Annotated in this window: 14 protein-coding genes; 4 read left to right on the plus strand and 10 right to left on the minus strand. The window is 39.5% G+C overall.

The features are described 5' to 3' along the window. Positions 1-65: 65 nt before the first annotated feature. The 10 genes from fadD to Q4575_RS18665 all read right to left on the minus strand — a co-directional run bounded on the left by fadD (position 66) and on the right by Q4575_RS18665 (position 9,731). A complete protein-coding gene (fadD, locus tag Q4575_RS18620) occupies positions 66-1,721 on the minus strand; it encodes a long-chain-fatty-acid--CoA ligase FadD (protein WP_215963856.1) in 1,656 nt (551 codons plus the stop codon). Positions 1,722-1,927: 206 nt separating this feature from the next. Continuing rightward, positions 1,928-2,884 (minus strand): alpha/beta hydrolase, encoded by a 957-nt coding sequence (locus Q4575_RS18625; protein WP_303523835.1) that lies wholly within the window; start codon positions 2,882-2,884, stop codon positions 1,928-1,930. After that, positions 2,871-3,704: a class I SAM-dependent methyltransferase gene (locus tag Q4575_RS18630; RefSeq protein ID WP_303523836.1), complete on the minus strand. Its 834-nt coding sequence runs from the start codon at positions 3,702-3,704 to the stop codon at positions 2,871-2,873. Before Q4575_RS18630 ends, Q4575_RS18625 begins: the two co-directional genes overlap by 14 nt. 55 nt (positions 3,705-3,759) lie before the next feature. After that, entirely contained in the window at positions 3,760-4,335 is a 576-nt protein-coding gene (locus Q4575_RS18635; protein WP_303523838.1) for a Slp family lipoprotein, read from the minus strand. Positions 4,336-4,359: 24 nt separating this feature from the next. Then, the gene (locus Q4575_RS18640) at positions 4,360-4,713 is read right to left on the minus strand and encodes a hypothetical protein (RefSeq protein WP_215963620.1); all 354 of its coding nucleotides are present in this window, start codon (positions 4,711-4,713) and stop codon (positions 4,360-4,362) included. A gap of 30 nt (positions 4,714-4,743) precedes the next feature. Then, the gene (locus Q4575_RS18645) at positions 4,744-5,340 is read right to left on the minus strand and encodes a TetR/AcrR family transcriptional regulator (RefSeq protein ID WP_215963621.1); all 597 of its coding nucleotides are present in this window, start codon (positions 5,338-5,340) and stop codon (positions 4,744-4,746) included. Positions 5,341-5,597: 257 nt separating this feature from the next. Continuing rightward, on the minus strand, positions 5,598-6,299 hold the full coding sequence (gene tsaB, locus Q4575_RS18650) for a tRNA (adenosine(37)-N6)-threonylcarbamoyltransferase complex dimerization subunit type 1 TsaB (protein ID WP_303523839.1): 702 nt from the start codon (positions 6,297-6,299) through the stop codon (positions 5,598-5,600). 143 nt (positions 6,300-6,442) lie between these two features. After that, on the minus strand, positions 6,443-8,368 hold the full coding sequence (locus Q4575_RS18655) for an ATP-dependent DNA helicase (protein WP_252736878.1): 1,926 nt from the start codon (positions 8,366-8,368) through the stop codon (positions 6,443-6,445). A 21-nt stretch (positions 8,369-8,389) separates the two neighbouring features. Continuing rightward, the gene (locus tag Q4575_RS18660) at positions 8,390-8,995 is read right to left on the minus strand and encodes a DNA-3-methyladenine glycosylase I (protein WP_303523840.1); all 606 of its coding nucleotides are present in this window, start codon (positions 8,993-8,995) and stop codon (positions 8,390-8,392) included. 130 nt (positions 8,996-9,125) lie between these two features. Further along, positions 9,126-9,731, minus strand: coding sequence for a peroxiredoxin (locus Q4575_RS18665; protein ID WP_215963623.1), 606 nt, complete (start codon positions 9,729-9,731; stop codon positions 9,126-9,128). Between the two features lie 289 nt (positions 9,732-10,020). On the opposite strand from Q4575_RS18665, the gene Q4575_RS18670 reads away from it, so the two are divergent. From Q4575_RS18670 to Q4575_RS18685, 4 genes are all read left to right on the plus strand, one after another. Beyond that, on the plus strand, positions 10,021-10,215 hold the full coding sequence (locus Q4575_RS18670; protein WP_215963624.1) for a (2Fe-2S)-binding protein: 195 nt from the start codon (positions 10,021-10,023) through the stop codon (positions 10,213-10,215). Positions 10,216-10,354: 139 nt separating this feature from the next. After that, positions 10,355-10,819 carry a bacterioferritin gene (bfr, locus tag Q4575_RS18675; protein ID WP_215963625.1) on the plus strand — a complete coding sequence of 155 codons (465 nt, stop codon included), beginning with the start codon at positions 10,355-10,357 and terminating at the stop codon, positions 10,817-10,819. An 11-nt stretch (positions 10,820-10,830) separates the two neighbouring features. Continuing rightward, entirely contained in the window at positions 10,831-11,298 is a 468-nt protein-coding gene (gene bfr / locus Q4575_RS18680) for a bacterioferritin (protein WP_215963626.1), read from the plus strand. A gap of 181 nt (positions 11,299-11,479) precedes the next feature. Beyond that, entirely contained in the window at positions 11,480-13,888 is a 2,409-nt protein-coding gene (locus Q4575_RS18685; RefSeq protein WP_303523841.1) for a DUF748 domain-containing protein, read from the plus strand. The last annotated feature ends 238 nt before the right edge of the window (positions 13,889-14,126 follow it).

Here is a 14,126-nt window from a genome sequence, read left to right on the forward strand (position 1 = left end):
TTTAAATCACTCACCAATAAAACAAAAAAAGCTGGCAATCGCCAGCTTTTTTAAGAGAATTATCGTTAACTCTCTTTTAGTTTTCGGCGAAGTATCTTACCGACATTAGTTTTCGGTAATTCGGTTCTGAATTCTATCAGTTTGGGTACTTTATATCCCGTTAATCTTTCACGGCAATGGGAAATTATCGTCTCTTCGTCTAAGTTAGGGTCTTTCTTAACAACAAAAATCTTAACCAGTTCACCACAAGACTCATTCGGAACGCCTACTGCAGCGCATTCTAATACGCCGTCAAGGGTTGCCACAACGTCTTCAATTTCGTTTGGAAATACATTAAAGCCAGACACTAAGATCATGTCTTTTTTACGGTCAACTATATATAACAACCCTTCTTTATCTATCTTTGCTATATCACCTGTTGCAAACCAGCCTTCATGCATAACTTCATCAGTCGCGTCTTGCCGACCTAAATAACCTTTCATTACTTGCGGGCCTTTGACCCATAGTTCGCCAGCTTCTCCCGGTGCGACATCTTCACCTTCATCGGAAACTAATCTAATATCCGTAGACGGAGCTGGGACACCGATACTGCCCGTATAGCGTCCAATGTTATAAGGCACAAAAGAAACTACCGGTGCACATTCAGTAAGGCCATAACCTTCAAGTAAGTCGCACTTAGTGACATCTAACCAACGCTCGGCCACTGCTCGTTGTACTGCCATACCACCACCAATACTAAGACGTAATGATGAAAAGTCGAGCTCTTTAAAACCGGGCGTGTTTAGCAACCCATTAAACAAAGTATTAACACCGCTTATGGCGGTAAACGGATATTTACCTAATTCTTTTACAAAACCTGGCATATCTCGTGGATTGGTAATGAGCAGGTTGGTGCCACCAAATTTAACAAATAAAAGGCAATTCGCTGTTAACGCAAAGATATGATAAAGCGGCAGCGCTGTAACTATAGTATCTTCGCCTTCAACCAAACACGCTTTCATCAATGCAGAAACTTGTTCTAAATTAGCCACCATATTGCGATGCGTTAACATTGCGCCTTTAGACACGCCTGTCGTACCACCGGTATACTGCAAAAATGCAATATCATCGCCAGTTAATTCGACGTGTTGTAACGTCGATTGAGCACCTTGTGAAAGAACGTCATTAAATTTAATCGCAGCGGGTAATTGAAAAGCCGGGACCATCTTTTTCACACGTTTAACAACAAAGTTAACAACATGCCCTTTAAGGCCTAACATATCGCCCATTTTTGTTAGGATCACATGTTTTACGGGGGTGTTAGCTATAACTTGCTCTAACGTGTTAGCAAAATTATCAACAATAACTATCGCCTTTGCGGCACTGTCGATGAGTTGATGCTCAAGTTCACGTGGGGTATACAATGGATTGACGTTGACGACAATACCACCCGCCCGATGCACACCTAACAAAGCGACAGGATACTGTAATAAATTAGGCATCATTAATGCGACAGCATCACCTTTTTGGATCCCAAGAGTATTTTGCAAATATGAAGCAAACGAATTGGCCGCGGTATCTAGTTCATCGTAAGTAAGCTCGCCGCCCATATTGATAAAAGCAGTTTTACTTCCAAACTTTTTAATACTTTGAGCAAAAATATCAACCAATGAATCATAATGATTAGGATCAATTTCAGATGGGACATTTTCAGGGTATTTTTTAAGCCAAACTTTTTCCAAAAGAGTACTCCAAGTAATTGTTCGCATTTTGACGCCAATACCAAAGGCTATTTCACAAGCTTTGGACCAGCAAATTATTATTATTCGTTCAAAATACGTTTTAAATGAGTCATAACGACAAATTATATATGGCCGTACCTTACTGCAACTCATCCGATGAGACAAATAAATTCATCAATATTGCGACCAATTGTTAAAAAAACAGGTTATTTGGACTCTATAAAAGCATGGATAGCACGACTTACCGACGTTACTTCATCCATATGACAGTGATGTGACCCAATGACTTCAATATGGGATGCATCTTGATAATCAGCTTTAAATCGTGCCAAATTTTGTTTTACCTGCTCTAGGCCGTTTTCAGCTAAACAAATTAGTGTAGGAACTGAAATAGAGCTAATGATTTTATGCGCTAGCGGTTCTGACAATCTAATGGGCGAAAATGTTTTAAGCCGCTGATCGATACGCCATTCAAAACCATTTTCAGTTTCTTTAATATTTCGTTCAACAAGCATTGCTGCCGACTCGTAACTAATATCTCCAGAATTTTTCCGGGCCTTTATCGCACTTTCCAAAGACTTATGAATTCGCGATTTATAGCCCAATTGAACCGAGGTGGTAGATGCATTATTTGAATTTGAATCGTCTAGTTTTTTATCAATATAAATCGCTTTTTTACTTAGTTTTTGACGACTATCCAGCGCATTTCTAATATCTTCAACACTATAATCTTCTGGTTCTGTAATAGGTCCTGCAGCGTCAATTAATACAAGTTTCGAAAATACATTTGGGTAAAGCCCAGCAAATACACTTGAAATCATGCCGCCCATCGAATGCCCGACAAGAATAAAATCAGAATTTTGAACATGAGAAAATACGTCACTTGCCAAAATAGCATCTACGATAGCGGTTAAATCTGATATCCAATCAATAAAGTGGTAATACGATCGTGCAGCGCGATGTTCTGAATGACCGTGGCCGGGCAAATCTATCGCTATCCAATTATACTCTTGCGTATGGGATATTAGAGGCAAAAAACTTGCGGCATTATCTAACCAACCGTGCAGTGCTAATACGGTTGGTCGATTATTTAGGTGGGTATTCGTGAGTCCTGTTATACGGCCTGATGACGTTTGTAATGCAAATTCTTCAGTTTTTAGCATGAGTCGGTTTGACGAACTTCAAAGTCATACGGTCACTCTCACCGATTTGTAAATATTTGTCACGCTCTACATTACCCATAGCCAGTGTTGGTGGTAATGTGTAAACACCACGTGGGTAATCTTTTGTGTCATTCGGATTCGCATTTATATTGCTCGACGCTTCTAACTCAAAACCCGCTTGCGTTACAGCATCTATAACATATCGCTCATCCATATAGCCTTCACTAGCACTTGAGGCAATAGACGATATTGAGTTAGATCTATGTTGAACTATGCCCAATATGCCGCCAGGTTTTAGAACCTCAAATACAGACTTTAAACCTTCCGAAAGAGTCCCCTGTTCATCCCAAATATGGATCGAACGAATTAACAATACGATATCCACCTTTGGTAAATTATTAGGTTTCTCAAATTTTCCATTTTCGAAAACTTCAAGTTGCACATCGCCGTAAATATCTTTTTCCGCAACTTTTTCCATAAATTTTAGGGATATTTTCCCCCAATAAACTTCTCGTTTATCACCAGAATTAAAACGTTCCGGCGAAAAGTTAGCCGCAATATATTGACCACTTCCTTTGACATATGGCGCTACAATTTCTGTGTACCAACCAGATCCTGGCCAAATATCTAACACAGTGTGATTGGGTTTCAGCCCAAAAAACGCTAAGGTTTCCTTCGGGTGACGGTAGATATCTCTTTGCTTATCCTGCTCAAGACGATGATCAGAATCCAAAATAGAGTCGATTGAACGTGGTTCAGAAACCACGCCAAAGGCAGCAATCAGGGGCAATAAAACAAAACTCAAAATATACTTATTCATCTACTTCCCAAAGCTATGCTGAAACGAAAAATTAATGGGTGACCCACCTATAGAGTTAAGTCCGATTTTTGCTTTTCTTTGTGCCATGGTTTGGTGCAGGCTTATCTTTACCAATTATATATATGTGTCTCGCACCACCGTTCCAATAATATCTAGGGTGGCCATAAAAACCATAGTCAAATTGGACCTTTGTTCTAGGTTGTTGCTTCTTCCAAAGATAAATTTTGCTTTGCACTAATGTTGGATACTCGTATTCAAAGTCGCCAATTTTAGCCATTTCTTTTTTCGCTATGGTGCCGAGCGCGGTAATAGACTTTCCTTGCTTGTAAATCGCAGGGTCTAAGAACGTATCCGAATAAACTCGAAAACGACCAAGCGGCTCTTCATCCGTTTTTGGTCGACCGTCACCACTTGCAGGGTAATAGAGAATATCTAATTGTGTGGTTTCTTTGTGATTAGTCACTTCTGCAATCACACCACTCCAGCGAGCTAGTTGCTTTATATGAGCACTAGATTCAACAACATCAGTATAAGAAACAAGGTTTGTGCCTTCAGTAACCTGAACATTTTCAGGATAACTAACACAGGCCGATAAGGATAACGACAACAATCCCAATAACAACTTCTTCATAATGTTCCTTTATTGAATACAAACTTAAGCACGAAGATCAACTTTCACTTTATCTGAAAAATCAGCCACGACTTCGTTTGACGCATATTTGCCATATGAATTTATCGCAACTCGTCCTAATCCATTGGCATTTTCTGGATATCGGTTACTAGAAAATTGTTGCAACTGTTTAACGGTATCTGAGGAAGGTGCGATGACTTTTTCTGGTTTATCGTCGAAACGACTTTGTGTTTGAGCGACATCCTCACGTGCACGCGTATCCTGCAGCGTTTCTGCGAACACCTGTTTTTCTTGAGATACACGAGTTATCCCACTATTTGTTTTTGTATAATCAACATACTTAGGTACGTTGCTATACGAACTAGCGATGCTGTTCACTTAATCCTCCACAACTAAAATGTGAATTTTTTATTTACAAAAACTACGAATATAATCAGCCAAGGCGCCGTTTAGTTGTCTAAACATATTACGGTCTAGGCAACTTTTTACAATTTGTGGCATGCCGTTAAGGCTACTTAATATTAATAATGACACTCTTTCACTATCTACGCTAGCATCCACTTGATTTGCTTTTTTAGCCATTTCAATTGCTTCGTGAATAATGTTGAACAAATTTCTAAAAATAGTATCGACACGTTGTCTAAGACCATCATTAATTGCCGACAACTCTCCGGCTAAATTATAAATTGGACAACCGACACACATAGCTTCATTTGTGTCATTTTTACCATTATTTTCAACTACTTCTGCCATTGCATTCATCGGCGATTCAGTATTTAACACTTCACGCCAAGGCGATAAGAATTGCTCTTGATAAACTTCTTCAACAACCGCAAACAACAAATCTTCTTTGTTGCTAAAGTGGTGATATAAAGCACCTTTCGACATTTCAGAAGCATGTAAAATGTCCGACAGACTCGTACAATTATAGCCTTTTTGATGAAAAATATGCGCTGCTACCGTTAAAATTCGGTTTCGAGTTTTATCTGGATCTCTCAGTGCCATGTTTCATTTCTTCTATTATTCCGACTGCGCTAGTCGCAGTCCATCCAAGCTTTTTTTACAGTATGCAATGACACTATCTTATTGCAAAACCGTCAATACGCTAAGTACAAAATCTAACTTAATTTAAGTTACGACACCAAACGGTACAAAAAGTTCCGATTTGTATATGATATTTGTAACCGTTAACATTTCAACTGTTATTTGTGCCTTTATTAAACGTTTAAATTTAACGCGCTAATAATCGCTTTCTTTAACACTTATCGGCCCGGTAACTTTTTCCATGAGACTTCATCTCGAACATAATTTGGCTGGGCACGTTCAGCAGATACAATATGACCCGCTTTATATTGAGCCACAGCAAGAGGCAACATAAATTCTGCACTCGGTAAATGTACTTCTGTCGAATTTACTAAGTATTTTTCCGTTAATATTTGTTGATAGGTTTGCCATCCTGTACCTGCACTGAACAAGTCAGGTAATGCATCCAACGCTAAATCCTGTGGCGCACACACCCCTTCCGTGTTTACCAGTTGGGCCAAACCTTCAACATTTTGGTATAAGCCAAAGTACACTTCTGACATGCGCGCATCAATTGCAACTAACACATGAGCCACTTGCTCGAAGTTATCGCCCGTTGCTTTGTGCTGAGCCATAACCTGCTGGGCCATAGCAGCCATACTTGAGATACCAATTACAGGCAAATCGGCCGCAAATGCCAAACCCTGAGTAATCGCAACGCCAATTCGTACCCCAGTAAAACTACCCGGCCCTTGCCCATAGGCAATTGCGTCTAATTGGTTAAGCGCAATACCTGCATCAGCTAATATTTGATCAACCATTGGCAACAGCATTTGTGAGTGTTGCTGCGGAGCCAACGCAAATTTCGATGTCACTTCACCATCAAGGTAAAGTGCAACTGAACAAGCTTCAGTTGCGGCGTCTATTGCTAGTATTTTCATAATTTGTAATCTAAATTTGTTGTTAATTTCAAATTGCTTTGACAATAGTCAACGTTATAAAGCAATTATCTGTTTACGTCATTCTCAATTAAGTTTTGAGTTAAACATGTATGTATATTTTTACCGCTTACCTTGAGAAAAATTTAAAGAGACTCTAAAAACTCAACTACATAGTCGGTGTCACGAGTTCTTCGCATATCTGGCAAACTTCGTAAAAAGACTTCACCATAACCGCGCGTAACCAACCTTGGGTCGCAGATCACTAATACCCCTCGGTCTGTGACATCTCGTATAAGTCTTCCCACGCCTTGTTTAAGTGTTATTACGGCCTGCGGTATCTGAACTTCTGAAAACGGGTCTAACCCTTTTCGTTTACAATCCTCAATTCGGGCTTGTAATAGTGGGTCATCCGGCGAAGCAAATGGTAATTTATCGATCATAACCAAACTTAATGTATCACCACGTACGTCTACCCCTTCCCAGAATGACCCAGTCCCCAATAAAACGGCGTGCTTTAACTTGGTAAACTTGTCTAATAAAAGCCGTTTACTCGTTGTCCCTTGGACTAAAATAGGCAACGGCGTTTTATCTTCGAGTCGTTGTGCAACTAAACTCATTACCCGATGACTCGTAAACAATAAAAATGCTCGACCACGACTTGCGGTGATTAACTCAAGTGCGAGTTCGGTAATCGCCCCTACAGCAGCTTTATCATTCGGTTCAGGAAAATAACGCGGCACACAAAACAAGGCTTGTTTCTGATAATCAAACGGGCTGTCCAATAAAAGCGTTCTAGCGTCTTGAATACCCAACTGATTAGTATAGTGCTCAAACTTATCATCCACCGACACTGTGGCCGAAGTGAATATCCAGCTCGCCGTCGACTCGTCGACATAACCACCAAATTTGTCCGCGATTGAAAGCGGTGTGATGTGTAATGAAAAATGCCTTTTGGTAGTTTCGTACCAATAACTAAACCCGGTATCTTCTATTTGATTAACTTTCTCAAATTTGCCTTTTAACTGCACTAGCCTATCAAAGCAGTTATCAATCGCATCACTTCTTGATATCGCCAGTTTTAGTACATCATAAAGAAATTCAAATGACTTACTTATGTGTTTAATTGCTTGTTGGATTGCATCATTGCGACTTCTATCACGCCAATTTCCTTTTTCAGGATCAATGCCAAACACTAATCGCATATCGAGAATATTTTTTTCAAGATTGATTGCAGCTTTGTTAAGTTGTTGCAAATCTCGCAAATTAGCAGCGTATTCAGCTTGTATATCTTTGCACAATTCAAAAACCTGGCGTGATGAAAAGTGTTCACCAAAATATTCAGATGCGATATCTGGAATTTGGTGTGCCTCGTCAAAAATGATCACATCAACGTCAGGAATTAATTCGCCAAAACCGGTGTCTTTTAAGGCCATGTCGGCAAAAAACAAATGGTGATTCACCACCACTAAATCCGCTTCTAATGCGTCTTTTCGGGCTGTCATAACATGACATTCACCAATCTTAGGGCAATCTTTGCTTAAACAGTTTTCAACATTACTTGTGACAAACGGAATTGCGCGGCTACCCTCTTCTATTGTTGTTAATTCACCTAAATCACCGCTGTCCGTTTGTGAAGACCATTTACGGACTTCAGACATATCGTGTAAAAATTCTTTGTCGTCAAACGGCGGATGCTGGCCATTTACTTCTAAGCGATATTGGCACAGGTAATTACTTCGACCTTTTAAAAGAGCCGTACGAAAACGAGGTTTTAATGCGTCTTTTACTAATGGTAGATCACGGTGAAACAACTGCTCTTGGAGTGCCTTAGTTCCGGTAGAAACAATGACTTTTTTCCCGGCGAGTAAAGCCGGGGCAAGGTAAGCAAAAGTTTTACCGGTACCAGTCCCAGCCTCAACCACCAGTTGCTTTTTATCTTTGATCACACTCGCAACCGCATGGGCCATGTCGAGTTGAGATTGACGTGCCTTAAAGCCTGGGATGGCTTTAGCCAACGCACCTTCTTTGGCGAAACATTGGGAGACAGAATTAGTAGCAGATTGAGCCAACTTGCGGGTTACCTTAGAAAATTATGAACGGATACATTCTTTATGTGCGGGGCATGATACCAAATGATCATTCACTATGCCTACAGCTTGCATAAAAGCATAACATATAGTTGGGCCGACGAAACTGAACCCTAGAGATTTTAATGCTTTTGACATCGCTTCACTTTGTGGTGTTACCGCAGGAACATCAGATTTACTTTGCCATTCATTGACCAAAGGTTTGCCGTCGACAAATTGCCACAAAAATTCACTGAAACTTCCTTTTCCGTGCTCTGCTTCGTAAGTGAGAAACGCTTTTGCGTTTTTAATAATCGAATTTATTTTTTGCCGATTGCGAACGATGTCAGGGTTTAACATCAGTTCTTCAACTTTATCTGCGTCAAATTTTGCTATTGCACTTGGCTCAAAGTTAGCGAAAGCTTTTTCATATCCTGCTTGTTTCTTTAGAATGGTAATCCAGCTCAAACCGGCTTGTTGCCCGTCTAAACAAAGTTTCTCAAAAAGATGACGACTATCAAATTGCGGACGCCCCCAAACTTTATCGTGATATTCAACGTAAATAGGGTCTGTGCCACACCAAGTGCATGTCATATTTAAAACCTTAAAATTGGCGAAATCAGAATTCATTCTATTTCTTTAACTAAAAGAAATATAGCAGATACAAAAAAGCCAGTTGCATTGCAACTGGCTCATACTTTGTATCGCCCAATTAAATTAGAGCGAGTCTGTCACTGACAACGTCAGCGACGCAGTCTAATTAAAGACCTTCAGCATTCTCAGCTAGGTAAGATGCAACGCCCGCAGGTGAAGCGTCCATTCCTTTTTTACCTTCTTCCCAACCAGCTGGGCATACTTCACCGTGTGACTGGTGGAAGTTTAATGCGTCAACCATACGTAACATTTCGTCGATGTTACGGCCTAAAGGTAGGTCGTTAACAACTTGATGACGAACAAGACCGTCTTCGTCAATTAGGAAAGATGCACGGAACGCAACACCAGCTTCAGGATGTTCTACGTCATATGCTTGACAGATAGAGTGTTTAACGTCTGCAACTAGTGCATAACCAACTTCACCGATACCGCCATTTTCAACAGCAGTGTTACGCCATGCATTGTGGCTAAATTGTGAATCGATAGAAACACCGATTACTTCAACGCCGCGCTTGTTGAATTCAGCTAAACGCTTGTCGAAAGCGATTAATTCAGAAGGACATACAAAAGTGAAGTCTAGAGGGTAGAAAAAAACAACTGCTTTTTTACCTTTAGTTGCTTCTGCAAAGTTATATGAATCTACGATTTCACCGTTACCTAATACAGCTGCTGCCGTGAAATCAGGTGCCTGACGGCCTACTAATACGCCCATGGTATTCTCCATTTTGTTAAAATATTAAAGCAAACATAATGTCTGCGTCTTTGAATTGCACACAGTATATATAGACCAATTTGATTAAACCAAGATGTTATTTCGATTAACTCTATCGGAATATTCGATTTACTCTAAAAAATATAACCTTTTGACCAGTAATTAGATCATTGTTCTAACTTTATTTTTCAAATGACTTTACAACTTAGACGGATTTTCACACAAATAGTAGTTGCTTTTTAACTTAATGAGAATTATTATCACTTGCATTAAGATTTGAGGTGATTTCATGTACGTTTGTTTATGCAAAGGCATTACAGATAAAGATATAAAAGAAGCGGTTCGCGCCCAAGGCGTGGGGTCTCTTCGTGAGCTAAAACAACTCATGCCTTTGGGGTCACAATGTGGCACCTGTACTAAAGTTGCACAAAAAATTATAGACGACACTATCATCGATGACACAATGTTTAAGGATGTTGGTTAACCCCTCTTTTTTGTGAATCTAAATGTGAATCTAATTAATAATAATTATCATTATTAACTTGTTGTTTTTATTATAATTTTTTTGACTACCCCCGAATAATAGCTATAATACTGAGACTCATTTCATTTGGAGTCTGACTATGAAAGGCAACAGCGCAATTTTATCCGCACTTAACGAAGTGCTAACTACCGAATTAACCTCAATAAACCAGTTTTTTTTACATGCTCGTATGTACAAAAATTGGGGCCTGTCAGCGTTAAACGACAAGTGTTATAAAAAATCGATTAAAGATATGAAACAAGCCGATGTTCTAATTGAACGCATTCTCTTTTTAGAAGGCTTGCCAAACTTGCAACGTCTTGGTGCCCTGTCTATCGGTGAAGAAACCCAAGAGATGTTAGGTTGTGACGCCAAGTTTCAAACCGCTCAAATTAGTCAAATGAAACCAATTATCGCTTTGTGCGAGCAAGAAAAAGATTTTGTTACTCGCCAAATATTAGTCGACATCTTAGAATATGAAGAAGAACATTTGGATTGGTTAGAAACTCAAGACTATCAAATCGCCAATATGGGTATTGAAAAATACCTGCAAGCTCAACTTTAGGAGACAACATTATGCAAGGTAATCAAAAAATTATTGACGCGCTAAATGGATTGTTAGCATATGAACTTGCGGCAATGGACCAATACTTTATTCACTCTCGTATGTATCACGACTGGGGATTCACCAAATTATTTGAGCGAATCGATCATGAATTCGACGATGAAAAAGGCCATGCGTCTTTGCTAATTGAACGTATTTTGTTTTTAGAAGGTACGCCTGATATGGTGACCCGCGATGGTCTGCAGATAGGCAATGACGTACCAAGTATGCTAGCCAGTGACTTACGGGTCGAACTTGCTGTAGCTCAAGCGTTAAAAGATACAATGGCATTGTGTGAAACTGAAAAAGATTTTGTCACGCGTAACATGTTACAAGTTCTTATCGACGACACAGAAACCGACCATGCGTTCTGGCTTGAACAACAATTGCGTCTTATCAAAACAATCAGTCTACCTAACTATTTACAATCTCAAATGTAATGTACAAATGGGGGTTCGCCCCCACTTTTTTGCAAAATAAAAATTAATTGCAAATTATTGATTTATTATCCTTTCAAACTCCTGTCATTTACTTAAAATAGACTCCCATACAAAATAATTGGCGAATTAGTATTAACACTGATCCCCACTTTTAATTAATCCATTCATAGGTTGCTTTTAAATGTTGCAAAAGCTGTTATATGCCATTTTCTATTTTTTCTTTTCAGTATTTTTAATCTTTTGGATCACCGCGACTTTTTTCTTAACGCCAATCACAAATTTTGCTCTTAAAGATTTTGAATTAGAGGTTAAAGATGGCGGCACAATTATATTTGATCCGGTACAAATTGCGCTCGATGTTAGAGATTTCAGTCTTGTCCATAATAAAACCGAGCTGGTTCATTTTAAACACCTGATCGTCGACATTGCCGCGCTCCCATTATTAAAAGGTGATATTGCGTTTCACAAAGTTTATTTAGAAGGTCTTGATTCAAAAGTTAGACTCGAGCAGGAAAACGTCTTTTTAAATGAAGTTGATGTATTGGCACTCTTCGACTCTAAAAAAGCGACACCTGAGCTTGCCGCTGATGACGCCCCTATCGCGAATGTGAAAGACACTGAGCAGACTCAAGAACTGTCTAAAGACGCACAAGCTAAACCACTTAATATTGCAATTAAAAAGCTGCAACTTAAGTCAATCCATGTAGAGTTTTCTCAGCCTGAGTTAGCAACAACCATAGACGTTGAAAACTTTAATTTAAATAGGTTTAGTTTTGACGGTAGCGAGTTATCTGCACAAACAGACCTGCAATCTACTATCCAACTAACAGTAGATAATCCTGACAATCCAATTGACCTGAAAACGGATATTACATTAGATACCAAAGTTCTTTTAACACTAGGCACTGTGCTAGATGTAGATGTCGACGGATTTGACTTTGCACTCTCGAATACAGCTGTCGCCGCTGCGGGATACCAAATTGATAATCAGAACTTTCATATTGACTCAAAAACAATTCAAGTTCAGCTAGAAAATAATGCGCCTAAATCAATCGCTGCGGAATTATCTGTCTCACAACAAAGTTTGGTTATTCGTCCATTAGCGCAATTGGAAACTACACTTTCGTTAGCGTCGTTAACTCTCAAAGATATTGTACTATCCAATGATAAAACCCAACTAGTATTTACCCCTGAAGTATCGGTTGAGCAACTCGTGATATCGACACTTGTTGCGATGCAAGGCGCAGAACCATCTGATCCCCTATTGTCACTTGATGCAGCAGAAATCAATCGAATCATTGCCAGCCAACAAAACGTGAATGTTGATGAAATACTTATCGGTAAAATTGGCATGAACGCCACAATGTCAAAAGACAAACAACTCACACCGTTATTCTTAGCGCCAGCCAAAGCTGACAGTGACACGACTCCAGTGCCAGAAAGCCCTACTGCTAAAACGTCAACTGCAGCGACATCAAGTGAAGCAGTCGCGAACCCGGAGAAAAATACTGGGACTCAAGAAAGCACAGACAAAACAGAAGTTGCCGCGGCGACCGAAAAACAAACTGAAAGCAAAGTACAACCAAACATACGTGTCGGTAAAGTAACGCTGTTGGAACCAACAGATGCAAAGTTTCGTGATTTCAGTGTTAAGCCTGCATTTAATACGCACCTAAAAGTAAACACATTAAATCTAACCGAAATAAACAGTTTAGCGCCACAGCAAATCACTAAGTTTGAGTTGTCCGCTCAGCTCGACGAATATACTAAAATTGCCGCCAATGCAGACTTGCAACCATTTTTGCCAAAGCCGCAATATAAAGGGAAGGTAACGGTAGATGAATTAAGCCTGCCTGAACTTTCGCCTTATGTTAGTTCAGCGCTTGGTTATAATATTGAAAGTGGTCAGTTAGACTCTAAAGTATCGGTAAAAGTTGATGGAACCGCTTTATCTGGCAAATCGTTAACTCACCTTAAATCTATGGAATTAAATGCCATTGAAGAATCTGGTGAGAAAAATAACTTAAGCGGTGGCGCTATATCGTTTAATGCTGCACTTGGGATGTTAAAAGATGGCGACGATGTAGTTGAGCTCGACATTCCTATCAAAGGTGATTTGAATAAACCATCTGTTGGCCTTTCCGGTATTATGAGTTTAGTAATCAAACAGGCAACAATGTCTGCTGCTAAAGATTATTTAATCACTAGCTTTTTACCATATGCAAAAGTCGTCAAAATTGCGATGTCAGCCAGTGACCATTTACTAAAAATTCGCTTTGAGCCTTTGATTTATCGACCTGATGATATCCAAGTCCAAGACGAACAACTTGAATATATCTCCCAACTGGCTGCAGCTTTAAAGCAAAACCCAGATATTAATATCAAGTTATGTCCAGTAGCGACCCCTGCAGAATTAGGATCAGAGTTTAATAAAGATGATCGAATTCAACTCGCCCAAAAACGTGGCGTTGCCCTTAAAACACTGTTGATTAATAACTATGCCATTACGTCTAAACGTTTGTATTCTTGCTCGGCAAAAATAGATGCCGACGACGATGCAAAACCAAGAATTGACATCGACCAATTATAAACCTTCATAGAGTCAACTCTACCGCTGAGTTGACTCTTAATTTCAGAACAAAAAACGCCATTGTTATGCGACAGTTAAACAGAACGCCGTCATTTCCTAGCGTGTAAAATTAGATGAGCCATAGCGATATTCAGGATCTCCAACCAAGTGCAGAGGAAGTTCATAGTTCGCTTTCAATTAGCTCATAATTCCAGAACAAAAAACGTCATCCTGAAAGAGCCTAAGCGATATTCAGGAT

The sequence above is a fragment of the Psychrosphaera sp. 1_MG-2023 genome, assembly GCF_030548245.1.
Classification (GTDB): Bacteria; Pseudomonadota; Gammaproteobacteria; order Enterobacterales; family Alteromonadaceae; genus Psychrosphaera; species Psychrosphaera algicola.